Source organism: Citrobacter sp. RHB20-C16 (assembly GCF_013890155.1).
Taxonomy (GTDB): domain Bacteria; phylum Pseudomonadota; class Gammaproteobacteria; order Enterobacterales; family Enterobacteriaceae; genus Citrobacter_A; species Citrobacter_A amalonaticus.
The window spans coordinates 4,408,247-4,432,867 of record NZ_CP057630.1 but is presented as its reverse complement, the minus strand read 5'-3'; the positions used below and the strand labels follow the sequence as shown (position 1 = coordinate 4,432,867).

General features: G+C 53.7%; 21 protein-coding genes and 1 pseudogene. 16 read left to right on the top strand and 6 right to left on the bottom strand.

The window, feature by feature from the left end; genetic code table 11:
- Positions 1–83: 83 nt before the first annotated feature.
- Both dinF and HVX64_RS21225 read left to right on the top strand, forming a co-directional pair.
- On the top strand, positions 84–1,409 hold the full coding sequence (gene dinF, locus HVX64_RS21230) for an MATE family efflux transporter DinF (RefSeq protein ID WP_044253354.1): 1,326 nt from the start codon (positions 84–86) through the stop codon (positions 1,407–1,409).
- Positions 1,410–1,539: 130 nt separating this feature from the next.
- Positions 1,540–1,749 (top strand): CsbD family protein, encoded by a 210-nt coding sequence (locus HVX64_RS21225; RefSeq protein ID WP_043001802.1) that lies wholly within the window; start codon positions 1,540–1,542, stop codon positions 1,747–1,749.
- 77 nt (positions 1,750–1,826) lie between these two features.
- Here HVX64_RS21225 and zur read toward each other — a convergent pair whose 3' ends face one another.
- Positions 1,827–2,342: a zinc uptake transcriptional repressor Zur gene (gene zur / locus HVX64_RS21220; protein WP_042321076.1), complete on the bottom strand. Its 516-nt coding sequence runs from the start codon at positions 2,340–2,342 to the stop codon at positions 1,827–1,829.
- A gap of 281 nt (positions 2,343–2,623) precedes the next feature.
- Here zur and traF point away from each other — a divergent pair, with 281 nt between their 5' ends.
- From traF to pspG, 3 genes are all read left to right on the top strand, one after another.
- The gene (gene traF / locus HVX64_RS21215; protein WP_044253349.1) at positions 2,624–3,934 is read left to right on the top strand and encodes a conjugal transfer protein TraF; all 1,311 of its coding nucleotides are present in this window, start codon (positions 2,624–2,626) and stop codon (positions 3,932–3,934) included.
- 84 nt (positions 3,935–4,018) lie between these two features.
- Positions 4,019–5,014, top strand: a complete 996-nt coding sequence (gene dusA / locus HVX64_RS21210) for a tRNA dihydrouridine(20/20a) synthase DusA (RefSeq protein ID WP_042999037.1) — start codon at positions 4,019–4,021, stop codon at positions 5,012–5,014.
- Positions 5,015–5,147: 133 nt separating this feature from the next.
- A complete protein-coding gene (gene pspG, locus HVX64_RS21205; protein WP_044257370.1) occupies positions 5,148–5,390 on the top strand; it encodes an envelope stress response protein PspG in 243 nt (80 codons plus the stop codon).
- A 179-nt stretch (positions 5,391–5,569) separates the two neighbouring features.
- Here pspG and HVX64_RS21200 read toward each other — a convergent pair whose 3' ends face one another.
- Positions 5,570–6,553, bottom strand: coding sequence for a quinone oxidoreductase (locus tag HVX64_RS21200; RefSeq protein ID WP_044257369.1), 984 nt, complete (start codon positions 6,551–6,553; stop codon positions 5,570–5,572).
- A 64-nt stretch (positions 6,554–6,617) separates the two neighbouring features.
- Here HVX64_RS21200 and dnaB point away from each other — a divergent pair, with 64 nt between their 5' ends.
- The 5 genes from dnaB (at position 6,618) to HVX64_RS21175 (ending at position 11,903) form a co-directional block, all read left to right on the top strand.
- Positions 6,618–8,033 carry a replicative DNA helicase gene (gene dnaB, locus HVX64_RS21195; protein WP_042321088.1) on the top strand — a complete coding sequence of 472 codons (1,416 nt, stop codon included), beginning with the start codon at positions 6,618–6,620 and terminating at the stop codon, positions 8,031–8,033.
- 95 nt (positions 8,034–8,128) lie between these two features.
- Positions 8,129–9,208 carry an alanine racemase gene (gene alr, locus HVX64_RS21190; protein WP_042999040.1) on the top strand — a complete coding sequence of 360 codons (1,080 nt, stop codon included), beginning with the start codon at positions 8,129–8,131 and terminating at the stop codon, positions 9,206–9,208.
- 130 nt (positions 9,209–9,338) lie between these two features.
- Entirely contained in the window at positions 9,339–10,532 is a 1,194-nt protein-coding gene (gene tyrB, locus HVX64_RS21185) for an aromatic amino acid transaminase (protein WP_044257367.1), read from the top strand.
- A gap of 174 nt (positions 10,533–10,706) precedes the next feature.
- The gene (gene aphA / locus HVX64_RS21180; RefSeq protein ID WP_042999042.1) at positions 10,707–11,420 is read left to right on the top strand and encodes an acid phosphatase AphA; all 714 of its coding nucleotides are present in this window, start codon (positions 10,707–10,709) and stop codon (positions 11,418–11,420) included.
- Between the two features lie 126 nt (positions 11,421–11,546).
- On the top strand, positions 11,547–11,903 hold the full coding sequence (locus tag HVX64_RS21175; protein ID WP_042999043.1) for an MmcQ/YjbR family DNA-binding protein: 357 nt from the start codon (positions 11,547–11,549) through the stop codon (positions 11,901–11,903).
- A 41-nt stretch (positions 11,904–11,944) separates the two neighbouring features.
- Here HVX64_RS21175 and uvrA read toward each other — a convergent pair whose 3' ends face one another.
- Complete coding sequence (gene uvrA / locus HVX64_RS21170; RefSeq protein WP_042999044.1) at positions 11,945–14,767, bottom strand: excinuclease ABC subunit UvrA; 2,823 nt, start codon at positions 14,765–14,767, stop codon at positions 11,945–11,947.
- Positions 14,768–15,019: 252 nt separating this feature from the next.
- Between uvrA and ssb1 the strand changes: the two genes are divergently transcribed.
- The 3 genes and pseudogenes from ssb1 to HVX64_RS21155 all read left to right on the top strand — a co-directional run bounded on the left by ssb1 (position 15,020) and on the right by HVX64_RS21155 (position 16,736).
- The gene (ssb1, locus tag HVX64_RS21165) at positions 15,020–15,547 is read left to right on the top strand and encodes a single-stranded DNA-binding protein SSB1 (RefSeq protein ID WP_042999045.1); all 528 of its coding nucleotides are present in this window, start codon (positions 15,020–15,022) and stop codon (positions 15,545–15,547) included.
- A gap of 206 nt (positions 15,548–15,753) precedes the next feature.
- Positions 15,754–16,017, top strand: a pseudogene (gene tnpA, locus HVX64_RS21160) (IS200/IS605 family transposase); the annotation flags it as partial.
- Positions 16,018–16,304: 287 nt separating this feature from the next.
- Positions 16,305–16,736, top strand: coding sequence for a universal stress protein (locus tag HVX64_RS21155; protein ID WP_042999046.1), 432 nt, complete (start codon positions 16,305–16,307; stop codon positions 16,734–16,736).
- A 65-nt stretch (positions 16,737–16,801) separates the two neighbouring features.
- On the opposite strand, the gene HVX64_RS21150 is transcribed toward HVX64_RS21155, so the two are convergent.
- Entirely contained in the window at positions 16,802–19,510 is a 2,709-nt protein-coding gene (locus HVX64_RS21150; RefSeq protein ID WP_181825446.1) for a cation-transporting P-type ATPase, read from the bottom strand.
- Between the two features lie 557 nt (positions 19,511–20,067).
- Positions 20,068–20,349, bottom strand: a complete 282-nt coding sequence (locus HVX64_RS21145; RefSeq protein WP_042999048.1) for a YjcB family protein — start codon at positions 20,347–20,349, stop codon at positions 20,068–20,070.
- 596 nt (positions 20,350–20,945) lie between these two features.
- Here HVX64_RS21145 and HVX64_RS21140 point away from each other — a divergent pair.
- A complete protein-coding gene (locus HVX64_RS21140; RefSeq protein ID WP_044257366.1) occupies positions 20,946–22,532 on the top strand; it encodes an EAL domain-containing protein in 1,587 nt (528 codons plus the stop codon).
- 2 nt (positions 22,533–22,534) lie between these two features.
- Here the strand turns inward: HVX64_RS21140 and soxS are convergent, their stop codons facing one another.
- On the bottom strand, positions 22,535–22,858 hold the full coding sequence (soxS, locus tag HVX64_RS21135; RefSeq protein WP_042321117.1) for a superoxide response transcriptional regulator SoxS: 324 nt from the start codon (positions 22,856–22,858) through the stop codon (positions 22,535–22,537).
- 86 nt (positions 22,859–22,944) lie between these two features.
- On the opposite strand from soxS, the gene soxR reads away from it, so the two are divergent.
- Both soxR and HVX64_RS21125 read left to right on the top strand, forming a co-directional pair.
- Complete coding sequence (gene soxR / locus HVX64_RS21130) at positions 22,945–23,409, top strand: redox-sensitive transcriptional activator SoxR (RefSeq protein ID WP_042321119.1); 465 nt, start codon at positions 22,945–22,947, stop codon at positions 23,407–23,409.
- A 254-nt stretch (positions 23,410–23,663) separates the two neighbouring features.
- Positions 23,664–24,332 carry a glutathione S-transferase gene (locus HVX64_RS21125; protein WP_044257364.1) on the top strand — a complete coding sequence of 223 codons (669 nt, stop codon included), beginning with the start codon at positions 23,664–23,666 and terminating at the stop codon, positions 24,330–24,332.
- The last annotated feature ends 289 nt before the right edge of the window (positions 24,333–24,621 follow it).

Here is a 24,621-nt window from a genome sequence, read left to right as displayed (position 1 = left end):
CTTCTTTAGGCCGGATAAGGCGTTTACGTCGTTATCCGGCACTCTCACCATTCTCGTTATGACCTCTTCTCAGGCTCGTCTCCATGCCTTTTTTTGTTTCTGCTGACAAAGCACTCTGGCGCCTCGCCTTACCGATGATTTTCTCCAATATCACCGTTCCGCTGCTGGGACTGGTGGATACGGCGGTCATTGGTCACCTGGACAGCCCCGTCTATCTCGGCGGTGTGGCGGTGGGCGCAACCGCAACCAGCTTTCTGTTCATGCTACTGCTCTTCTTACGGATGAGCACCACCGGGCTGACGGCGCAGGCATTCGGCGCGAAGAATCCTCAGGCGCTGGCGAGGGCTCTGGTGCAACCGCTGATCCTGGCTTTGGGCGCAGGGACATTGATTGCTATCTTCCGCACGCCGATTATCGACCTGGCGCTACACATTGTCGGCGGCAGCGAAGCGGTGCTGGAACAGGCGAGGCGATTCCTGGCCATTCGCTGGCTGAGCGCGCCGGCGTCACTGGCGAATCTGGTTCTGCTCGGTTGGTTACTGGGCGTGCAATACGCGCGTGCGCCAGTGATCCTGCTGATTGTCGGCAATATCCTGAACATTGTGCTCGACCTCTGGCTGGTAATGGGGCTGCATATGAACGTGCAGGGGGCCGCACTGGCGACGGTGATTGCGGAATATGCGACGTTGCTGATCGGTTTGTTGATGGTGCGTAAGGTCTTGCACTTGCGGGGCGTCTCTCTCGTCATGCTCAGGCAGGCCTGGCGCGGCAACTTTCGTCGCCTTCTGGCGCTTAATCGCGACATCATGCTGCGTTCGCTGCTGCTGCAACTCTGTTTTGGTGCCATTACCGTGCTGGGGGCCAGACTGGGTAGCGATATCATCGCCGTTAACGCCGTGTTGATGACGTTGCTGACGTTTACGGCCTATGCGCTGGATGGCTTTGCCTACGCCGTGGAGGCGCATTCCGGTCAGGCCTATGGCGCCCGCGATGGCAGTCAGTTGCTGGAGGTCTGGCGCGCGGCGTGCCGTCAGTCAGGTATTGTCGCACTGCTGTTCTCAGTGGTTTATCTGCTCGCGGGCGAACAGATCGTCGCGCTGCTGACATCACTTCCGCAAATCCAGCAACTGGCCGATCGCTATCTGCTCTGGCAAGTGATTTTGCCGTTGGTCGGCGTCTGGTGCTATCTGCTGGATGGTATGTTTATCGGTGCAACGCGGGCGGCTGAAATGCGTAACAGTATGGCGGTCGCGGCTGCCGGGTTTGCGCTGACCTTGCTGACCCTCCCCGTGTTGGGGAATCACGGTTTGTGGCTGGCGCTGGCGGTTTTCCTGGCGCTGCGCGGACTGTCATTAGCCTGGATCTGGCGGCGCCACTGGCGGAATGGGACCTGGTTTTCGGCTTCGTGATGGTTAAAGATTCTGAATAGTGAATTGAACCTAGAATCTCTGACTACACTTAATCTCACGTCCAGCAGAAAACGAACGCAGTTGGGCGGTTTACTCTCACTATTCACAGCCTAATAAAGAGGACTTTATGATGAATAAAGACGAAGCCGGCGGTAACTGGAAACAATTTAAAGGTAAAGTGAAAGAGCAGTGGGGCAAACTGACCGATGACGATATGACAGTCATTGAAGGTAAGCGTGATCAACTGGTCGGTAAGATTCAGGAACGTTATGGTTACGAGAAAGACCAGGCGGAGAAAGAGGTCGATAGCTGGGAAAAACGCAACGACTATCGGTGGTAAGCTACCCTCATACCCGTGAGTACAAGGATGTAAGCCCCTCTGTTTGCTTCGGGCGGCATAGCATGCCGCCCACTTCATTAACGGGGTTTCTTTTTAACCTGAATCGAATGATCGTGCTGACACTCGCCAGGGTGACGGCAGGCTTCCACTTCCACGCAGGCTGAGCATAATCCGTGTGCTTCAATTACATTGTGGCGCAGGGCAAACCCCATCTTCGCCGCCAGCGTATGCATAATATCTTCCACGCCCTCCGCACACTCTTCTTTCACCGCACCACAGCGGTCGCAGATAAACATCGCGGAAGTATGAGTTGGCTGATCGAACAGGTAACACAGCACGTAGCTGTTGGTGGATTCAACCTTATGCACAAACCCTTGTTCAAGCAGAAAATCAAGTGCGCGATAGACCGTTGGCGGCTTGGCCTGCGGTTCTGATTCACGCAGCAGGTCGAGCAGATCGTAAGCGCTAATTGCGCCTTCCTGAAGGCTCATCAGACGCAACACCTCAAGGCGCTGTGGGGTCAGGCGCACATTGCGTTGCGCGCACAGTTTTTCAGCTTGCGCCAGCAACTCTTGCGTTGTGGTCTTTTCCATTGGGCACCTCGGATCGCGTGAAGTAAGAAAACCCTCACTTTATCATGTTATGGGAGAAACGCCGAGATCCAGGCCGGCACGATAAATCGCCTGCTAATCTTTCCCTGTTTCGCATTCTCTTCTATACATATTGATGGCTGTCACATAATAAAAACGTTCCAGCAAGTTCTGCATGGAGCGAATAGCGTGATCTTCACCCATTTTATCACAGCAATAGTCCTACTCAGCCGCGTTGATACTGGCTGAGGCATTATTTCACCTGCAAATAAAATAGGTTTACTGTGAATAAAAATTTTAATTTTTCGGTGGTGGCAATTGCGGTCTCGTTCCTGGTTTCCCAACAGGCGAACGCGGCGAATACCTGGGCGGAAGCGCGTAACGACGCGATGGGCGGAACGGGCGTGGCGTCGGCAAATTATGGTAGCGGGGTTCTCATTAACCCGGCGTTGCTGGCGAAAGCGAAGCCTGAAGACAGCGTTACCGTGATTCTTCCGGCGGTCGGTGCACAAATCACCGACAAAGATAATCTTCAGGATGAAATTGATGAGATCAGCGACAAAATCGATTACTACGATGAGGTGGTTGATAATCTGACGCCGCAGGAAGTTTTGCTCAACCCGCGCGGCGTGTTGAATCAGTTTCAGGGCGCGGCACGCGATCTTGCCGATGAACTCGAATACCTGAAAGGGAAAACGGCACGCGCCAATGCAGGGGCGGGACTGGCGGTGAGCATTCCCAATGAGACGCTTTCCCTGGCTTTCGTGGCGAAGGGCTATGCACATGGACGGGTCAGTTCATCCATTGATCAGGGTGATATTGACTATCTGCGCCGGATTGAGGGCAGCGATACCTATGCGCTCGTTGAAGCCGGGAAGGCGGCGATTGAAGGCTCAGATGAGATAACCAAACACCTCAACTCGACGGCATCGGGACGCGCGGCAATTGTTTCAGATTATGGTATCGCCGTTGCCCGACAGTTTACGTTCGGCGATGTGCCGGTGTCGATTGGCGTTACGCCAAAATTGCAAAAAACCTGGCTCTACAATTACACCACCTCTATCTATAACTACGACAGCAGCGACTGGAACAGTAGTCGTTATCGTAATGATGACACTGGTTTTAACGTCGACGCCGGGATTGCGGCGGACTTTGGTGAACACTGGACGGTGGGGATAAGCGGGCAGAACCTCATTTCACGCGATCTGGATACCAAATCGATCACTATCACCCACGGCATGACGGGTGAAACGCGAAACTACAAAGACACGTACCAGATTCGCCCGCTGGTCACCGCCGGTGTGGCGTGGCAAAACGAGCTGCTGACGCTGAGTGCAGACGGTGATTTGACCGAAACCAAAGGTTTCAAAAGCGAGGAAAACTCACAGTATGTCGGCGTTGGTGCTGAAGTCCGGCCGCTCGACTGGCTGGCCGTGCGTGCCGGTTATCGTGCTGACGTGAAAGATAACGACAGCAACGTCTTTACCGGCGGCGTCGGGTTTGCCCCGTTCAACCGCGTACATCTTGACTTGATGGGACTGTATGGCGAGGACGAAACCTGGGGCGCAGGCGCGCAGGTCAGCGTGACGTTCTGATGGGGATAACCGGAGACATTACGTCTCCGGTTTTGCCTGTGCTATAGTAGCGCCCCCAATTTACAGGATGCTCAAAAAACCACCATGTCACCAGAATCACAATCTGCCTTTCCCGCTCACCGTTTTTCCATCGCGCCTATGCTCGACTGGACGGACAGACACTGCCGCTACTTCCTGCGCTTATTGTCTCGCCAGACGCTGCTCTATACCGAGATGGTGACGACGGGGGCGATTATTCATGGCAAAGGCGATTATCTGGCATACAGCGAAGAAGAGCATCCGGTCGCTCTGCAGCTAGGCGGCAGCGATCCGGCAGCGTTGGCGCACTGCGCGAAGCTGGCTGAAGCGCGCGGCTACGACGAGATCAACCTCAACGTCGGCTGTCCGTCCGATCGTGTACAAAATGGCATGTTTGGCGCCTGTCTGATGGGCAATGCACAATTGGTGGCAGACTGCGTGAAGGCGATGCGTGACGTGGTGTCGATTCCGGTGACCGTGAAAACCCGCATTGGTATTGACGACCAGGATAGCTATGAATTTCTTTGCGATTTTATCAATACGGTGTCTGGCCGCGGTGAGTGCGAGATGTTCATCATCCACGCCCGTAAGGCCTGGCTCTCCGGGTTAAGTCCGAAGGAAAACCGTGAAATCCCGCCGCTGGATTATCCGCGTGTATATCAACTGAAACGCGATTTCCCGCAGCTGACGATGTCCATTAATGGCGGCATTACGTCGCTGGAACAGGCGAAGGCGCATCTTGAACATATGGACGGCGTGATGGTCGGGCGCGAAGCCTATCAGAACCCTGGCATTCTGGCCGCTGTCGATCGCGAAATATTTGGCTCCTCAACTGCTGATGCCGATCCGGTTACGGTGGTGCGGGCCATGTATCCTTATATCGAACGTGAACTGAGCAAGGGCACGTATCTTGGTCATATTACGCGCCACATGCTGGGGCTGTTTCAGGGGATCCCGGGGGCGCGCCAGTGGCGTCGCTACCTGAGCGAAAACGCCCATAAAGCCGGTGCCGATGTTAATGTGCTGGAGCATGCGCTGAAGCTGGTGGCCGATAAGCGTTAGATTTTCACTAAAAAGTAGTCAATTTCACCACGCCCTGCAAAGTTTTGCGGGGCATTTTGCTGAAAAATCAAGAAATTAAGTTTGGCATGATTTTTGTAATGGTCTGGGCAGGAATTCATTATGGGAGAGCATCATGCTGGAACTACTTTTTGTGCTTGGCTTCTTTATCATGCTGATGGTCACCGGCGTCTCGCTATTGGGCATTCTGGCCGCGCTGGTTGTTGCCGCGTTCGTGATGTTCCTTGGCGGCATGTTTGCACTGATGATCAAACTCTTGCCGTGGCTGCTGTTGGCTGTTGCGGTGGTGTGGGTGATTAAAGCGATTAAGTCGCCAAAAATCCCACAATATCAGCGCAATAACCGTTGGCGTTACTAAAGATGTGAGGGATGCGTCACAACCTGTAACTTTGGCGTCAGAACCAAATAGGAATTGACTACCAAATCTGTCAGTATTGCGCGACTAACAGATTCATCGAGCTGTACCCTACATACAGCCGAACTAAAAAAGAAAGGGCTTCCCAATGGGAAGCCCAATTTCTTTCAGGAGCAAGGGAATCAAGGGATCAGCAAACTCGAACCCTGCGTTGCCCGACTCTCCAGCACTTCATGCGCGCGCCGTGCCTCTTTCAGCGGATATTTCTGACGGTCTGGCACATCCACTTTGATCACGCCGCTGGCGATCAGCGAAAACAGTTCGTTACTGGCTTCGGTCAACTCTTCCGCGTTGGTGATGTAGGCCTGAAGAGAAGGGCGCGTGGCGTATAGCGAACCTTTCTGATTCAGAATCCCCAGGTTCACGCCGGTCACCGGGCCTGACGCGTTGCCAAAACTGACCATCAGCCCCCGACGCTGCAGACAGTCCAGTGAGGCTTCCCAGGTATCCTTACCGACCGAGTCATACACCACGCGGACTTTTTTGCCGCCGGTTATCTCTTTAACCCGTTCGACAATGTTCTCTTCGCGATAGTTAATCACCTGCCATGCGCCGGCATCCAGCGCTCGCTGTGCCTTTTGCGCGCTGCCAACGGTGCCAATCAGTTTCGCGCCCAGCGCTTTCGCCCACTGACAGGCAATCAGCCCTACGCCGCCAGCGGCCGCATGGAACAGGAACGGTTCGTCGGGCTTGATTTCGTAAGTTTTGCGCAGCAGATAAAAAACGGTTAGTCCCTTCAGGAAAGAGGCGGCAGCCTGCTCGTAAGAGATGGCGTCAGGCAGGATAGCGGCTTTATCGGCCGGTACGTTGTGAACCGAACTGTAGGCGCCGAGTGCGGACTGCGCATACACCACGCGATCGCCTGCTTTAATATGACGGACGCCGTTGCCGACTTTGCTGACGATGCCAGCAGCTTCGGTCCCTAAACCGCTGGGCAGCGCGGGGGGCGGATAGAGCCCACTGCGAATATAGGTATCAATAAAGTTAATGCCGATCGCTTTGTTTTCGACCTGGATTTCGTTTGCTGCGGGATCGGCAGGGGTAAAGTCCACGGCCTGAAGCACCTCAGGGCCACCATGCTTGTGAAATTCAATTCGTGTTGCCATGATTTCTCCAGTATCATCGGAAGATTAGCGTCAACTCACTTTTATCTCGGTAACTCCATTCACTATGGCAGGAAATAAACCCTTCAACAAACAACAGACTGATGTCCGTGATCGCGACCCACAGGTTGCCGGACTGAAAGTACCGCCGCACTCGATTGAAGCGGAACAGTCGGTGTTGGGCGGTTTAATGCTGGATAACGAGCGCTGGGACGATGTCGCCGAGCGCGTGGTAGCGGAAGATTTTTATACCCGCCCACATCGTCACATCTTCACAGAAATGGGGCGGTTGCAGGAAACCGGCAGTCCGATAGACCTGATTACGCTCGCGGAATCGCTGGAGCGGCAAGGGCAACTGGACAGCGTCGGCGGTTTTGCGTATCTGGCTGAACTCTCCAAAAATACGCCAAGTGCCGCGAATATCAGCGCCTATGCGGATATTGTTCGCGAACGTGCGGTGGTGCGCGACATGATTGCCGTCGCCCATGAAATTGCGGATGCGGGTTTTGATCCGCAGGGGCGCACCAGTGAGGATCTGCTCGATCTCGCCGAGTCCCGCGTCTTTAAAATCGCGGAAAGCCGCGCCAATAAAGACGAAGGCCCGAAAAACATTGCCGATGTGCTCGACGCGACCGTTGCGCGTATCGAACAACTGTTCCAGCAACCGCACGACGGGGTGACGGGGGTTAACACCGGCTATGACGATCTCAACAAAAAGACCGCAGGCCTGCAGCCTTCGGATCTGATAATCGTCGCGGCGCGTCCGTCAATGGGTAAAACCACATTTGCGATGAACCTCGTCGAAAATGCGGCGATGTTGCAGGATAAACCGGTTCTTATCTTCAGTCTTGAGATGCCCTCAGAACAGATTATGATGCGTTCTCTGGCCTCGCTGTCCCGCGTGGATCAGACCCGTATTCGTACCGGGCAACTGGACGATGAGGACTGGGCGCGCATTTCCGGCACGATGGGCATTCTGCTGGAAAAACGTAACATCTATATTGATGACTCCTCCGGTCTGACGCCAACGGAAGTGCGCTCCCGCGCGCGCCGTATCGCTCGCGAACATGGCGGTATCGGGCTGATTATGATTGACTACCTGCAATTGATGCGCGTGCCGTCGCTGTCCGACAACCGTACGCTGGAGATTGCTGAAATTTCCCGCTCGCTGAAAGCGCTGGCAAAAGAACTGCATGTGCCGGTCGTGGCGCTGTCGCAGCTTAACCGCTCGCTGGAACAACGTGCTGATAAGCGCCCGGTCAACTCCGACCTGCGTGAATCCGGCTCCATTGAACAGGATGCCGACTTGATCATGTTTATCTATCGTGACGAGGTTTATCACGAGAACAGCGACCTGAAAGGGATTGCGGAAATCATCATTGGTAAGCAGCGTAACGGCCCCATCGGGACGGTGCGACTGACCTTTAACGGACAATGGTCGCGCTTCGATAATTATGCGGGACCGCAGTACGACGACGAGTAAATCCTCGTCATCCTTTGTGCCGCAGCGGCGTTGACCGTCTTGCTGTGACGCAAATGATTGAGAAGATTATTTCTTTATTAAGGCAAGGAATGACAATGCAAGCGGCAACTGTAGTTATTAACCGCCGCGCTCTGCGACACAACCTGCAACGTCTGCGTGAACTGGCGCCTGCCAGCAAGCTGGTTGCGGTCGTGAAAGCGAACGCTTACGGACACGGTCTGTTAGAGACCGCGCGAACGCTCCCCGATGCTGACGCTTTTGGTGTGGCGCGTCTCGAAGAAGCTTTACGTCTGCGAGCAGGGGGGATCACGCAACCCATCCTGCTGCTGGAAGGCTTTTTTGAGGCATCCGATCTGCCCACCATTTCCGCACAACACCTGCATACGGCGGTCCATAACCGGGAACAACTGGCCGCGCTGGAAGCCGCCGAACTGGATGAACCGGTGACCGTGTGGATGAAACTCGACACCGGCATGCATCGTCTGGGCGTGCTTCCTGAAGAAGCGGACGCCTTCTGGCAGCGCCTGACGCAATGTAAAAACGTGCGCCAACCAGTTAATATCGTCAGCCATTTTGCCCGTGCGGACGAGCCGGAATGTGGAGCGACCGAACGGCAGCTTGATGTGTTCAATACTTTTTGTGAAGGCAAAGCGGGTCAACGCTCGATTGCCGCCTCCGGCGGGATTTTACTCTGGCCGCAGTCGCATTTTGACTGGGTTCGTCCTGGCATTATTCTCTACGGCGTGTCGCCGCTGGAAAACCAGTCCACAGGGGCCGATTTTGGCTGCCAGCCGGTCATGTCGCTGACTTCCAGCCTGATTGCCGTGCGCGAGCATAAAGCGGGCGAGCCGGTAGGCTATGGCGGAACATGGATCAGCGAACGTGATACACGTCTTGGCGTCGTGGCGATGGGCTATGGCGATGGTTATCCGCGCGCTGCGCCATCCGGTACGCCGGTGTTGGTGAACGGTCGCGAAGTACCGATTGTGGGTCGCGTAGCGATGGACATGATTTGCGTTGATCTCGGGCCGCAGGCGACAGACCTGGCCGGTGACCCGGTGATTTTATGGGGAGAGGGACTCCCGGTGGAACGCATTGCGGCGATGACTAAAGTCAGTGCTTACGAGCTGATTACCCGCCTGACTTCACGGGTGGCAATGAAGTATATCGATTAAGCGGGCGTGTGGAGTGCCGGATGGCGATGTAAACGCCTTATCCGGCAATATTCCCACCAGGCGCTCGATCTTCCTCTCCATCCGGTTTATTGTGTCTTAACCTCTGCCTGTAAACCTGGAGAACCATCGCGTGTTTCAAAAAGTTGACGCCTACGCCGGCGACCCGATTCTGTCGCTCATGGAGCGGTTCAAAGAAGATCCGCGTAGTGACAAAGTGAATCTGAGTATCGGTCTGTATTACAACGAAGACGGGATTATCCCGCAGTTGAAAGCGGTGGCGGAAGCCGAAGCGCGTCTTAACGCGCAGCCGCACGGCGCTTCGCTGTATCTGCCGATGGAAGGGTTGAATACCTATCGTCATACTATCGCGCCATTGCTGTTTGGGGCTGATCATCCGGTTCTCCAGCAGCAGCGTGTGGCGACGATCCAGACATTGGGCGGTTCTGGCGCGCTGAAAGTGGGGGCCGATTTCCTCAAGCGCTATTTCCCGGATTCCGGCGTGTGGGTCAGCGATCCGACGTGGGAAAACCATATCGCGATTTTTGAAGGTGCTGGATTTACCGTCAGCACCTATCCCTGGTACGACAATGCCACCAACGGCGTGCGTTTCAACGATCTGCTGGCGACCCTGAAAACGCTGCCTGCGCGCAGTATCGTCCTGTTGCATCCTTGCTGCCATAACCCGACGGGTGCGGATTTAACGCACGCGCAATGGGATGCGGTGATTGAGATCCTGAAAGCGAATGATCTGATCCCGTTCCTCGACATTGCTTATCAGGGCTTTGGCGCTGGTATGGATGATGATGCTTATGCTATCCGTGCGATTGCCAGCGCCGGACTGCCTGCCCTGGTCAGCAACTCATTCTCGAAAATCTTCTCTCTGTACGGCGAGCGTGTCGGTGGGCTTTCTGTCGTCTGTGAAGATGCCTCCACCGCAGGCCGCGTACTGGGGCAACTGAAGGCGACCGTACGTCGTAATTACTCCAGCCCGCCGAACTTTGGGGCGCAGGTGGTCGCGACGGTGCTCGGCGATGACGCGCTGAAAGCCAGTTGGCTGGCGGAAGTGGAGGCAATGCGAACCCGTATTCTGGCCATGCGTCAGGAGCTGGTGAACGTGCTAACCGCCACCATTCCGGGCCGTAATTTCGACTATCTGCTGCAACAGCGCGGCATGTTCAGCTACACCGGGCTAAGCGCGGCTCAGGTCGATCGCCTGCGCGACGAGTTTGGCGTCTATCTGATCGCCAGCGGGCGTATGTGCGTGGCCGGTCTGAACGTGGCGAATGTGCAGCGTGTAGCGAAGGCCTTTGCTGCGGTCATGTAATTCCTCTCAGGCCGGTTGAACCGGCCTTTTTCCTTCTATATGTGATCCTCCTCTTTTTCCAGGGTTAAACCGCAGAAAATCCTTCCTTTCATCTGCCGCTGGGGTTATGGTCAGAGAGTTTGTCGAATAGTCGTACTAATAAAATCATAACTAAATGACTTAAAAGGGAAAAATATGCGAAAGATCACACTGGCGTTGAGCGCCATCTGCTTACTTTTCACGTTGAACCATCCTGCCAGCGCGCTGGCTTCTTCACCTTCCCCATTAAATCCCGGTACTAACGTTGCGAAACTCGCGGAACAAGCTCCTGTTCACTGGGTTTCCGTGGCGCAGATCGAAAACACGCTGACCGGTCGTCCGCCAATGGCCGTCGGTTTTGATATTGATGATACTGTGCTGTTTTCCAGTCCTGGTTTCTGGCGTGGAAAGAAAACCTGGTCCCCGGACAGCGAGGCGTATCTGAAGAACCCGGCATTCTGGGAGAAAATGAACAACGGCTGGGATGAGTTCAGTATTCCAAAAGAGGTCGCGCGTCAGTTGATCGACATGCACGTCCGTCGTGGCGACAGCATCTTTTTTATCACCGGTCGTTCGCCGACCAAAACCGAGACCGTATCGAAAACGCTGGCAGATAACTTCCACATTCCGGCGGCAAATATGAATCCGGTGATTTTTGCCGGAGACAAGCCGGGTCAGAACACCAAAACGCAGTGGCTGCAGGATAAAAATATCCGCATGTTCTATGGCGACTCGGATAACGACATTACCGCCGCGCGTGATGCGGGCATCCGTGGGATCCGTATTCTGCGCGCCTCAAACTCGACCTACAGACCGTTGCCGCAGGCTGGTGCGTATGGTGAAGAGGTGATCGTAAATTCGGAGTATTAACCGGCGGCTGAGCGTCTGCTGTTTTTTTAAACAAAATTGATCTGCCAGCTTTTACCTTTTGCTGTCTTGCTGCACACTGAATAGATGACATTTCAGTGGAGTATTACGCTTGCGAGGGGATTAACGATGACCAATTCGGAGTTACTGCAATACTGCATGGCGAAAATCGGCGCGGAGCAGAGTGTGCACAGTGACTGGAAAGCCACACAAATCAAAGTTGAAGATGTGCTCTTTGCCATGGTGAAAGAGGTGGAAGGTCGCCCGGCGGTATCTCTGAAAACCAGCCCCGAACTGGCGGAATTGTTACGCCAGCAGCACAGTGATGTGCGTCCGAGCCGACATCTCAATAAGGCACACTGGAGCACCGTCTACCTCGACGGCTCGCTGCCGGATTCACAAATTTATTATCTGGTGGATGCTTCGTACCAACAGGCGGTGAATACGCTGCCGGAAGAGAAACGCAAGCTGCTGGTACAGCCGTAAAAAACGCCGTTCAGTGTGGAAGATGAACGGCGTTTTGTCTTTTACAGCATCGGTTTCAGGAAGCGGGCCGTGTGTGAGGCTTCACATTCCGCCACGGTTTCCGGCGTACCGGAGACGAGGATTTCCCCACCGCCGCTACCGCCTTCTGGACCGAGATCCACGATCCAGTCCGCCGTTTTGATGACGTCCAGGTTGTGCTCAATCACTACGATGGTATTGCCCTGATCGCGTAACTGATGGAGCACGTCCAGCAATTGCTGGATATCGGCAAAATGCAGACCCGTAGTCGGTTCATCCAGAATATAGAGCGTCTGGCCGGTGCCGCGTTTCGACAGTTCGCGCGCCAGCTTCACACGCTGGGCTTCACCGCCGGAGAGCGTTGTCGCCGACTGGCCGAGACGAATGTAGGTCAAACCGACATCCATCAGGGTTTGCAGCTTACGTGCCAGCGCCGGGACGGCATCAAAGAATTCACGTGCTTCTTCGATAGTCATATCCAGCACTTCGTGGATGGTTTTGCCCTTGTACTTAATCTCCAGCGTTTCGCGGTTATAGCGCTTGCCTTTGCACTGGTCGCACGGCACGTAAATATCTGGCAGGAAGTGCATTTCGACTTTAATTACGCCATCGCCCTGACAGGCTTCGCAACGCCCGCCGCGAACGTTAAAACTGAAACGCCCCGGCGTATAGCCGCGTGAACGTGATTCCGGTACGCCAGCAAACAGCTCACGTACTGGCGTAAACACGCCCGTGTACGTTGCCGGGTTGGAACGCGGTGTGCGTCCAATCGGGCTCTGATCGATGTCGATGACCTTATCGAAATGTTCCAGCCCCTGCACATCGCGGTACGGCGCCGGTTCGGCGATCGTCGCACCGTTCAACTGGCGCTGTGCAATCGGGAACAGCGTATCGTTAATCAGGGTCGACTTACCGGAACCGGACACGCCGGTGATGCAGGTGAACAGGCCGACCGGCAGCGTTAACGTCACGTCTTTCAGGTTGTTGCCGCGCGCGCCGGTCAGTTTCAGCACTTTCTCCGGGTTTGCGGGAACGCGCTGTTTCGGCACTTCAATCTTGCGTTTGCCGCTCATGTACTGGCCGGTCAGGGACTCCGGCACCGCCATAATCGCTTCCAGCGGACCTTCGGCAACCACTTCGCCGCCGTGGACGCCGGCACCCGGACCGATATCAATCACGTGGTCGGCGGCGCGAATCGCATCTTCATCGTGCTCCACCACAATTACGGTATTGCCGAGATTGCGCAGGTGGATCAGCGTCCCCAGCAGACGTTCGTTATCGCGCTGGTGAAGGCCTATGGACGGCTCATCCAGCACGTACATCACGCCGACCAGACCGGCGCCAATCTGACTTGCCAGTCGAATACGCTGGGCTTCGCCGCCGGAGAGCGTTTCCGCAGAACGGGACAGCGTCAGATAGTTGAGGCCAACGTTGACCAGGAACTTGAGGCGGTCGCCAATCTCTTTGAGGATTTTCTCTGCAATCTTCGCCCGCTGACCGGCGAGTTTGAGATTGTTGAAGAAGTCCATCGCATGGCCGATGCTCATGTCGGAAATGGTCGGCAGCGGTGTATTTTCAACGAAGACGTGGCGCGCTTCGCGCTTAAGACGGGTTCCTTCACAACTGGCGCACGGGCGGTTGCTGATGAACTTGGCTAACTCTTCACGAACGGCGCTGGATTCCGTCTCTTTATAGCGGCGTTCCATGTTGTGCAGTACGCCTTCAAACGGATGGCGACGCACGGAGGTATCGCCACGATCGTTCATGTATTTGAATTCAATACTCTCTTTACCAGAACCGTACAGCACCACTTTGTGTACGTTTGCGCTCAGGCTGGCCCACGGGGCTTCAACATCAAACTTGTAGTGTTCTGCCAGCGATTTCAGCATCTGGAAGTAATAGAAGTTCCGGCGATCCCAACCGCGAATGGCCCCGCCCGCTAGCGACAGCTCAGGGTTCTGGATCACGCGATCGGGGTCGAAATATTGCTGTACGCCGAGCCCATCGCAGGTCGGGCAGGCGCCCGCCGGGTTGTTAAAGGAGAACAGGCGCGGTTCCAGTTCGCGCATGCTGTAACCGCAGATTGGGCAGGCGAAGTTGGCGGAAAAGAGCAGTTCTTCTGCTTTTTCGTCGTCCATATCGGCAACCACCGCCGTCCCGCCGGACAGCTCCAGCGCGGTCTCAAACGATTCCGCCAGACGAGTGCTGAGATCGTCACGCACTTTGAAACGATCGATCACCACCTCGATAGTGTGTTTCTTCTGCAATTCCAGCTTTGGCGGATCGGAGAGGTCACACACTTCGCCATCGATACGGGCGCGGATATAACCCTGGCTTGCCAGGTTTTCCAGCGTTTTGGTGTGCTCGCCCTTACGCTCTTTAATCACCGGGGCCAGCAGCATCAGGCGTTTGCCCTCCGGCTGCGACAGAACGTTATCCACCATCTGGCTTACGGTCTGCGCCGCCAGCGGAACATCGTGATCCGGGCAGCGCGGTTCGCCAACGCGGGCAAACAGCAGACGCAGGTAGTCGTGGATTTCGGTAATGGTGCCGACCGTCGAGCGCGGGTTATGGGACGTCGATTTCTGTTCAATTGAGATGGCGGGAGACAGCCCCTCAATATGATCGACATCCGGCTTTTCCATTAACGACAGAAACTGACGCGCATAGGCAGAAAGGGATTCAACGTAACGACGCTGCCCTTCGGCATACAAGGTGTCGAAAGCGAGCGAGGATTTGCCTGACCCCGAAAGCCCGGTCACGACAATCAGTTTGTCGCGGGGGATGACGAGGTTGATGTTTTTGAGATTATGGGTGCGGGCGCCCCGAACTTCGATCTTATCCATTCACCTTTCCCGGATTAAACGCTTTTTTGCCCGGCGCAGCAGGGTGCTACCGGCGATCACAAACGGTTAATTATGACACAATAAAACCTGAATGGATATACAGTATTGGAATGCAAAACGCAGAGTCTTATGTAACAATGTCCGGCTGAGGTTGTTTCGCGGAATCCGCGTCGCAACATAGTAAATTCGCTATTGGTAATGCTACAATCGCGCGTTTACACTTATTAAGAAACGTTTTCAGGAGACTCGATCATGGCCAGCAGAGGCGTAAATAAGGTTATTCTCGTGGGTAATCTGGGCCAGGACCCGGAAGTACGCTACATGCCGAATGGTGGCGCAGTTGCCAACATCACGCTGGCTACTTCCGAATCCTGGCGTGACAAGCAGACCGGTGAAATGAAAGAGCAGACAGAATGGCACCGTGTTGTGCTGTTCGGCAAACTGGCGGAAGTAGCCAGCGAATATCTGCGTAAAGGTTCTCAGGTCTACATTGAAGGTCAGTTGCGTACCCGTAAATGGACCGATCAGTCCGGCGTAGAGAAATACACCACGGAAGTGGTGGTGAACGTTGGCGGTACCATGCAGATGCTGGGTGGTCGTCAGGGTGGTGGCGCACCGGCAGGCGGTCAGCAGCAACAGGGTGGTTGGGGTCAACCTCAGCAGCCACAGGGTGGCAACCAGTTCAGCGGCGGCGCGCAGTCTCGCCCGCAGCAGCAGTCTGCCCCGGCAGCACCGTCTAATGAACCACCAATGGATTTCGACGACGATATCCCGTTCTGATCAAGCCAGTTTAGCGCTGTGCTAAATAAAAATAGAAAAGCCCCGTTTCTGACGGGGCTTTTTTGTACGCATAAAACCCCAGCCAGGCTGGAGGTTCCGGAAAGCTTTCAATTTTGAGACAGTTATTAAAACCCCTTTTGATTTGTTAAAACCCCTTGCGGTCTGGCAACTGCAAAAGTTAAACAAGAAATCAAAAGGGGATCCCAATGAGGGACGAAAAGAGCTTAGCGCACACCCGATGGAACTGTAAATATCATATAGTTTTTGCGCCAAAATACCGAAGACAAGCGTTCTACGGAGAGAAACGCAGGGCGGTAGGCAGCATCTTAAGAAAGCTGTGTGAGTGGAAAAACGTACGAATCCTGGAAGCGGAATGCTGTGCAGATCATATCCATATGCTTGTGGAGATCCCACCCAAAATGAGCGTATACGGCTTTATGGCGTATCTGAAAGGGAAAAGTAGTCTGATGCAAATGTCAGATCGTATGCGCCTGTTAGGGCGCGGCTAGTAACAGAGCCTTATCGGCGCATCAGAAAAACCTCCGGCTATGCCGGAGGATATTTTTTTGTCAGTTTTTCTCACGCTACGTAAATAAATCTGCAGAGTTATCAGGAAGATAAATAAACTGCCTGAGATCAAATCGTGACGACGATTATCGATTATCCTGCGTTCGCAACTTTCACCCATTAAGACTGAACCTTGCCGGGCTTTTCAGGGAAACACGATCAGCCTGTCAGCGAACATAAGGAAATTAGAATGAACAAATCCATTTTAATGCCGGTTGATATTCTGGCGATGGACCTTTCTGACAAAGCGATTGCCTGGGCCGATCACATGCTCAATAAAGAAGAGGGCGTGCTACATCTGCTGCACGTTTTCCCTAAGCTGCAGGCGTCGCCAATGCGCGGCTTTGCTTCGGATATCAAAAAATACGAAGAGTACATGACCAACGATGCGCAGGAGAAAATGCTCGCGCTGGCGAGAAAATTCAAAACGCCGCTGGAGAGGATTCGCTTTGAAGTCCGACACGGCAATATTCGCGATGAGGTGAATGACGCGGCAGCGGCGCATAATGCCGAAATGATTATTATCGGCTCACGCAAACCGGGGATTGCCACCCATCTGCTGGGCTCGGCAGCCGCTAATATTTTGCGTTACGCAAAGGTGCCGGTAATGGTTGTTCGTTAATCCGTCATCGTAGACGAAAAAGGCCTCCGGTTTTGGGAGGCCTTTTTATTGCCGGATACCGCCGGTTAGTTCCGGCGGTATTTGCGGGTGAGGGGTTTCTCAATCTCAACAATGAAGAACAGCGCGATGCCGATGGCAAAGGTAATTCCCCAGTAGCGCAGCGGCAGAGCTTCAGTACCAAACAACATCTGCAGGAACGGCACGTAGATAATCGCCAACTGCAGCAGTAACAGAATACCGCTGACCAGCCAGATGCCTTTATTCATCAGCAGACCGCGACCCAGCGAGAAGCCATCGGAAACGCGGCAGTTGAGCATGTACACCCACTGCGCTGTCACCAGCGTTTGCAACAGGACGGTGCGGATGAATTCCGGGCTGTGACCGCGCGGCTGCAGCCAGGCTTCCAGCATAAAGGCACAGGCGGCAATTAGCGTACCGACAAATCCTACGCGCCAGATAGCAAAGCCATCCATCACGTTCTCATTACTCTGGCGCGGTGGGCGGCGCATGATGTTGCGCTCACCGGCTTCAAACGCCAGACCGAATGACAGCGTGGCGGAGGTTGCCATGTTCATCCACAGGATCAGCACTGGCGTCAGCGGGATCAGATTACCCGCCAGCAGCGCGACGATGATCAGCAGACCCTGCGCCAGGTTAGTGGGCATGATAAACAGGATGGTTTTCTTCAGGTTGTCGTAGACGCGGCGCCCTTCCTGTACCGCGCTGGCAATGGTCGCGAAGTTATCATCCGTCAGCACCATGTCGGCGGCCTCTTTCGTCACTTCGGTACCTTTAATACCCATCGCGATGCCTACATCGGCCTGCTTCAGCGCCGGCGCGTCGTTGACACCATCCCCGGTCATACCGACGATCTCGCCTTTTTCTTGCAGGGCTTTTACCAGACGCAGCTTATGCTCCGGGCTGGTACGGGCAAAGATATCGTAGGTGACGGCCGCTTCGGCAAGTTCAGCCTCATCCATCTGCTCGAGTTCATAGCCCGTCACCGCATGTGTGCTGTTATGGATACCCAACATGCCGCCAATGCTCATGGCGGTTTGCGGGTGATCGCCGGTGATCATTTTGACGCGGATCCCGGCTTGCTGGCAGGCACCGATCGCCGCAATGGCTTCCGGGCGCGGCGGATCCATCATCCCGGCGATGCCGAGGAAAATGAGCCCCTCACTCAGACAGTCATGGGTCAGCGCATCGGCATCAGCATGCGCAGGCTTCCAGGCGGCAGCCACCATCCGCAAACCTTCTTTGGCATAGCGGGCGATTTCGGCCTCCCAGTGCGGCTGGGTAAAGGCTTCCGTGCCGTTCGCGGTTTGTTGCAACCGGCAGAGTTTAAACAGCACATCCGGTGCCCCGGTCACCAGTACGCGCTCGTCGTTGCCGATGCGATAGTGCGTCGCCATATATTTGTACTGGGAATCGAACGGGATTTTACTGCGCAGTTCGCTCTCGACGGCAGGCAGCATGGCCTTGGCGGCCAGCACTTTCAGCGCCCCTTCCGTTGGTCCGCCGGTAATTCCCCAGTGCCCCTGTTCATCGCGAATCAACTGGCTGTCGTTGCACAGATCAATAGTACGCAGATAGCTTTCAAGCAGGCTGCCAGGCGCAATCTCTGCCTGCGCGTCGTTTTCCTCGACGTGGATCTCGCCCGTTGGTTCGTAGCTGTTGCCCTGCACGCGATAATTTTTATCCGCCGTGATGATGGCTTTAACCGTCATCTCGTTCATGGTCAGCGTGCCGGTTTTGTCGGAACAAATCACCGACATGGCACCCAACGTTTCAACGGTAGGCAGTTTGCGGATGATGGCGCGTTTGCGGGCCATGGTCTGTACGCCCAGCGACAGGATGATCGAGATAATCGCCGGTAAACCTTCCGGAACGGCCGCGACAGCCAGGCTAATTAACGAAAGCAGCAGTTCACCCATCGGCATATCGCGCAGCAGCAGACTGAAGATAAACAGCCCGAGCATCATGGCGAGAATAAGGGCGAAAATCGCTTTACCGAGTTTATCCATCTGCACCAGTAGTGGCGTACGGTGCTTTTCGATCTCCGTCATCATCTGGTTGATATGGCCCAGTTCCGTCGCCTCGCCGGTGGCGATTACCACGCCAAGCCCCGCCCCGGCGCTGATGGTGGTGCCAGAGAACAGCAGGTTTTTGCGATCGCCCAGCGGCAGTTCGCCACTCAGCGCCTCTGCCGTTTTGTCCACAACGGTGGATTCACCGGTCAGGATAGCCTCTTCAACCCGCAGGTTATGGGCTTCCATGACACGAAGATCGGCGGGAATACGGTCACCCGCACGCAGTACCACGATATCGCCGACAACCAGATCGGTCGTCGCGACCGTCTCATGTTGTCCGTTACGGACCACGACAGCGGATGCGGAGAGCATATTGCGGATGCTTTTCAGCGATTTTTCCGCGTTGTTTTCCTGAATATGGCCAATCAGGGCGTTGATCACCGCGACGCCGAGGATGACGGCTGTATCCACCCAGTGCCCCATTACGGCGGTGAGGGCCGCTGCGGCGATCAGGACGTAGATCAGAACATCGTGAAAATGGGCCAGAAAGCGTAGCCAGGCGGGTTTACCCGCTTTTTCCGGTAGTGCGTTAAGGCCATCTCTGGCAAGACGTGCGCTGGCCTCATTGTGAGTCAGCCCGGAAGGTTGGCTCTGCTGATTTTTCAGAACCTCCTCAACGGTTAGCTGGTACGGCTTTTTTCCAGCGCATGGCGCAGAATGGAGACGATTGCTGTTCGGCATTCTGGTCAAAGTAAATTTCCTCAAAGAATAAAATTTTAATATTTTGAAACACGCGCATACTATTTGAATAATGCCTTAAGATGTTTGATATTAATCAATGGTATTTCGGTAAATATTATTTTATCTTTGAGTGAAGATGATATTTTCCCTTGTTTTTTATGAGGGTAAATGGAAGTGTAAATTTAGGAAAGGAGGTGTTTATGTTTGGAATATACAATGCCAAGAGATTGATTTTATTGATTATGTTTGCAATCGCTGTGGCGGCGATTAGTGGTATTTCAACCTATTTCTTTGTAAAATATCTGGGGTGAGAATAATAAAAACAGTCTTCCTTACATAACTTTTAAATCCTGAAAAATAATGACATTAGGGAAATCAGAGACAACGGGAAATATATTATGAAACGCAGCCTGCCGAATAAATGGGCCGCGCCATATAAGCGAATAATCGAGGCGGGCTTGCTGAAATCGAAGGGGAATCGAGTGTGTCCACAACAAACACCGACGGGATTATCTGGAAACAATAAAAAAGCCTCCGTCAGGGAGGCTTAGGTGAAATCAGGTCAATACCATCGGCCATTCCGGCGGCGTCTGGCTCATTACTTCAACCATCACGGATTCAATGTTGTTCCAGATGGCGGAGAGATCCATCAGGGTGATGCCGAGTAATCCCGTCGCAAACCAACAGGCGGCGACAACCCCGAGCCCACTGCTGATCACTGCCAGACCAATGTAATCTGAGCGACGAAAGCGAATATTCAATGTGCTGGCGAGAAACATGAGCACAGCGCTCAGCAGCTGCCAGCGTAGAAGAACCACGCCAGTGGTTAGGGTAGCCATGAAAGATTTCCTCTGAGAATAGCAGGTGCCCTGGACAGCGCGGCGTTTTCACGGGAGGCGTGGCGCACTCTGGCTATCGATGGGCATTCACATCAACACCGAATGAAACATTGTTTTTGTTTCATAATATTTGTGAACTATATCACGGTTAGGCGACCGTTCGCCAGCCTGTCGACTTCTTTTTTGCCTGCTTTATAACCTTAATAAAAACATGGTTATTGATTCAATGATCGACACACTTTCACCGTGGTGCAACCGAAAAGCGCGACGTAATAAAGAGGCAATGGCTTTACCTTGTTTGTATTGTCAAAAAATAAGCAGACGAAGAAATTTAACTTAATTTCATTTTGCGAATGAGCCAACAAAACTTTCATAAAACACGACTCCTTTCGCTGAATGGATTACCCTTAATAAAATTAATCGTCACTGCGGGTTTGCTTTATGGTCGAATATTATCACCATCCTGCAATATCAGACTTTTGCTAATAAAAGTCTGTTGCTAATATTGATAGATTCATGCAACGTAACCACCTGTGTAATTTAGCATCCTGTCTTGATGATAACAGGCATATGAAATGCAGGGATATAGGGCTGAAATGAATCATCGGGTGCGACGCAAGGTGCTGAGGTTCCTCGGGATAATCATGGTGGTTTTGCTCCCCGTGATGCTGGCGCTATGGTTTGCCCACCTGCAAGCAATGTCTCAAACCAGTAAGCAACTGAGCATTTTTGCTCATCTGGCTTTAGATAAAACAGAACTGGTCGTTTTACAGGCAGACTTAGCCCGCGATGCCGCTGAACAGTATCAGGGACAAGCGTGTACGCCGGCGCATCAACAACGAATGTTGAATATTATCCGAGGGCGCCTGTATATCAACGAGTTAATTTATGCGCAAGGCGATCGTTTTTTATGCTCAACGGTAATGGCACCGTCAGCGCCCTATATTATGCCAACGGCAAACTATAAACGAAAACCCAATATCGCTATTTATTACTTTCGCGATACGCCTTTTTTCACCGGTTATAAAATGACGTATATGCAACGCGGAAACTATGTTGCCGTGATCAATCCATTGTCATATAGCGAAGTGATGTCCGAAGACCCCGAGCTGGCCTGGGGGGTCTATGACACGGTAACCAACACCTTTTTCTCCCTTAGCGAACAGGCCTGGGCGGCTCAACTGTTGCCACTGGTCCAGCGTAATCAGTCTGTCTTCCGGCAGGACGACCGTTTTTATACCGTCGTCCAATCGGATAAACGCCCCATAGCGGTCATTGTGTCGACCTCGATGCAGCGGTTTTATCAGAATCTGTATCAGCAATTGCTGATCGCGCTTCCGTTGGCGGTCATCAGCAGTATTTTGCTATTAATGTTCTGGTCTCGGGCGCGTCGGCAATACTACTCGCCGCGGCGCATGCTCCAGCGCGCGCTTAAACAGCGTCAGCTTTGCCTGCACTATCAGCCGATCATTGATATCAAAAACGAGAAATGCGTGGGGGCGGAAGCGCTGCTGCGCTGGCCGGGTTGTAAAGATCAGGTGATGAGTCCGGCGGAGTTTATCCCGCTGGCGGAAAAAGAGGGGATGATCGCGCAGATTACCGACTACGTGGTGGAAGAAGTGTTCAGTGATATGGGGACGTTTCTGGCTGCAAATCCACAGTTGTATATCTCTATCAACCTTTCCGCATCGGATTTCCACTCTTCACGATTGATTGCCATGATCGCGGATAAAGCGCGCGAACATGGCGTGCTTGCGCAACAAATAAAAGTCGAAGTGACCGAGCGAGGATTTATCGATGTGCCGAAAACCACGCCGGTGATCCAGGCATTTCGTCAGGCAGGCTATGAAGTGGCGATTGATGATTTCGGCACCGGCTACTCTAACCTGCACAACCTCTATTCCCTTAACGTTGATATTCTTAAGATCGACAAGTCCTTTATCGATACGCTGACCACCAACAGTACCAGCCATCTGATTGCGGAACATATCATTGAGATGGCGCAAAGCCTGCGTCTGAAAACCATCGCAGAAGGCGTGGAGACGGCGGATCAGGTGAGCTGGCTGCTTAAACGCGGGGTGCAGTACTGTCAGGGGTGGCACTTTGCGAAGGCGCTGCCGCCGCAGGACTTCATTCACTGGCTGCAACAACCGCCCGCACTCCTGATGCAGCGCGGGCAGTAATACTACAGGCGGTGGCGGTAGTCGCTGGGGGTGCGATCAAATTCCCGGCGAAACACGCGGGAAAATGTCTGTTGCGACACATAACCTAAATCCATCGCAATATCGAATATCGGTCGCTCGGTGTTGCGCAGCTCAACGGCGGCCAACAGCAGTCGGCGCTGACGGATATAGTCACCCAACGTCTGGCGCATTACTGTGCGGAACATCCTCTGTAAATACCACTTTGAATAACCTGATTTTTTCGCGACCACATCAATGTTCAGCGGTTGGTCGATATGTTCATCAATCCATTCAATAAGGGTCTGAATAATTTGCTGATGGGACATATTGCTGCTTCCTTCTCAGTGTTCGATTCGTCTATTTGTCTGCGGGCGAGTATAATTCCTCAAGTTAACTTGAGGTAAAGCGATTTATGGAAAAGAAATTACCGCGTATAAAAGCGATGCTCACGCCGGGCGAAGTGGCAAAGCGTAGCGGCGTGGCGGTGTCCGCATTGCATTTCTATGAAAGCAAGGGGCTTATCAGCAGTATCCGCAACAGCGGCAATCAGCGCAGATACCGGCGTGACGTGTTGCGTTATGTCGCGATTATCAAGATTGCTCAGCGGATCGGCATCCCACTGGCGACTATCAGTGAAGCGCTGGGCGTGCTGCCGGAAGGTCATACCCTCAGCGCTAAAGAGTGGAAGCAACTCTCCTCGCAATGGCGCGAAGAGCTGGACCGTCGCATTCATACGCTGGTGGCGCTGCGTGATGAGCTGGATGGTTGCATCGGCTGTGGCTGCTTGTCGCGCAAAGACTGTCCGTTACGTAACCCCGGAGATCGGCTGGGCGAAGAGGGTACGGGCGCGCGTCTGCTGGAAGATGAACAAAACTAAAGCGCCGCAAGGGCGCTTTAGTTTGTTTTCCGGTCTTTGTCTTTCTCTCTATCCCGCTGGTTCACGGGAGGGTTTCCCCCGACGTCAACACCCCTCATTCGAGCACGTGGTGGAGGTTCCGGTTTGTGTTGATACTGTAAGTGTAAGCCGCGTTATCCCGTTTGCCAGTGTATCTGGCGACTTTTTAGGCGAATTTTTTTCGCCATCTCCCATAATTTACTAGAGTGAGTATGAGGAAATGACGGGAGAACATCATGCTGACGGTGCATCATTTAAACCAGTCCCGCTCACAGCGCATTCTCTGGGCGCTGGAGGAGCTATCGCTGCCTTACCAGATTGTGCGTTACCAGCGTGAAAAGAACATGCTCGCTTCGCCGGCACTGAAGAAAATTCATCCGCTGGGGAAATCCCCCGTAGTGGAAGATAACGGCGCGATCCTCGCGGAGTCAGGGGCGATTCTCGACTATTTGCAGGACACCTATGACAGCGAAGGGAAGTTTAAACCGGCTGATGCACAATCCGTTCTCCAGTATCGCTTCTGGTTGCATTACGCCGAGGGTTCGCTGATGCCGTTGCTGTTAATGAAGCTGGTCTTCACCAGTCTGGGGAAACCGCCGATGCCTTTTGGTTTGCGCACGCTGGGCGGCGCGCTGGGGCAGGGCGTACAAAAAGCGTATCTCAATCCGCAACTGGAAACCCACGCGCGCTTTATTGACGCGCACCTCGCTGAGCGTCCGTGGTTTGCCGGAGACCATCTCAGCATGGCGGATATCCAGATGAGTTTTCCTCTTTTTGCGCTACTGGCGCGCGGTGGTATTGCCGATCTTACCCATATCAGCGCGTGGAAAAAACGCGTGGAAATGCGTCCTGCCTGGCAACGTGCCATTCAGCAGGGAGGACCTTTTGCCATTCCCGGTGGTTGATGGCGGTTTTTTAACCGTCTTGCCTCCTGCATTTGCGACGCGATCCGGCTAACTATGTTGCCGGATTGCGCATTGACGATAACGTTTGCGCATCAGTTGGTGATTTCTTCAGCGTTAGTGCAAGAAATGAGTAAAAAGCGGCAAAGTTCAGTTGAAAATCCTCGTATGATCGCTGGATAATCGTTTGCTTTTTTTACAACCCGTTTTTTTATGCGCGGAGCTAAACGTTTGCTTTTTGCGACACCCCTCTTTGTCGCGATCAGAGCACAGGGAGTTGACGTTGCGCTGG

What these genes read in the sequence shown, in the direction of transcription:
- dinF (WP_044253354.1), top strand. Translation starts at nt 84, where the DNA reads ATGCCTTTTTTTGTTTCTGCTGACAAAGCACTCTGGCGCCTCGCCTTA.
- HVX64_RS21225 (WP_043001802.1), top strand. Translation starts at nt 1,540, where the DNA reads ATGAATAAAGACGAAGCCGGCGGTAACTGGAAACAATTTAAAGGTAAA.
- zur (WP_042321076.1), bottom strand. Translation starts at nt 2,342, where the DNA reads ATGGAAAAGACCACAACGCAAGAGTTGCTGGCGCAAGCTGAAAAACTG.
- dusA (WP_042999037.1), top strand. Translation starts at nt 4,019, where the DNA reads ATGTCACCAGAATCACAATCTGCCTTTCCCGCTCACCGTTTTTCCATC.
- pspG (WP_044257370.1), top strand. Translation starts at nt 5,148, where the DNA reads ATGCTGGAACTACTTTTTGTGCTTGGCTTCTTTATCATGCTGATGGTC.
- HVX64_RS21200 (WP_044257369.1), bottom strand. Translation starts at nt 6,553, where the DNA reads ATGGCAACACGAATTGAATTTCACAAGCATGGTGGCCCTGAGGTGCTT.
- dnaB (WP_042321088.1), top strand. Translation starts at nt 6,618, where the DNA reads ATGGCAGGAAATAAACCCTTCAACAAACAACAGACTGATGTCCGTGAT.
- alr (WP_042999040.1), top strand. Translation starts at nt 8,129, where the DNA reads ATGCAAGCGGCAACTGTAGTTATTAACCGCCGCGCTCTGCGACACAAC.
- aphA (WP_042999042.1), top strand. Translation starts at nt 10,707, where the DNA reads ATGCGAAAGATCACACTGGCGTTGAGCGCCATCTGCTTACTTTTCACG.
- HVX64_RS21175 (WP_042999043.1), top strand. Translation starts at nt 11,547, where the DNA reads ATGACCAATTCGGAGTTACTGCAATACTGCATGGCGAAAATCGGCGCG.
- uvrA (WP_042999044.1), bottom strand. Translation starts at nt 14,767, where the DNA reads ATGGATAAGATCGAAGTTCGGGGCGCCCGCACCCATAATCTCAAAAAC.
- ssb1 (WP_042999045.1), top strand. Translation starts at nt 15,020, where the DNA reads ATGGCCAGCAGAGGCGTAAATAAGGTTATTCTCGTGGGTAATCTGGGC.
- HVX64_RS21155 (WP_042999046.1), top strand. Translation starts at nt 16,305, where the DNA reads ATGAACAAATCCATTTTAATGCCGGTTGATATTCTGGCGATGGACCTT.
- HVX64_RS21150 (WP_181825446.1), bottom strand. Translation starts at nt 19,510, where the DNA reads ATGCCGAACAGCAATCGTCTCCATTCTGCGCCATGCGCTGGAAAAAAG.
- HVX64_RS21145 (WP_042999048.1), bottom strand. Translation starts at nt 20,349, where the DNA reads ATGGCTACCCTAACCACTGGCGTGGTTCTTCTACGCTGGCAGCTGCTG.
- HVX64_RS21140 (WP_044257366.1), top strand. Translation starts at nt 20,946, where the DNA reads ATGAATCATCGGGTGCGACGCAAGGTGCTGAGGTTCCTCGGGATAATC.
- soxS (WP_042321117.1), bottom strand. Translation starts at nt 22,858, where the DNA reads ATGTCCCATCAGCAAATTATTCAGACCCTTATTGAATGGATTGATGAA.
- soxR (WP_042321119.1), top strand. Translation starts at nt 22,945, where the DNA reads ATGGAAAAGAAATTACCGCGTATAAAAGCGATGCTCACGCCGGGCGAA.
- HVX64_RS21125 (WP_044257364.1), top strand. Translation starts at nt 23,664, where the DNA reads ATGCTGACGGTGCATCATTTAAACCAGTCCCGCTCACAGCGCATTCTC.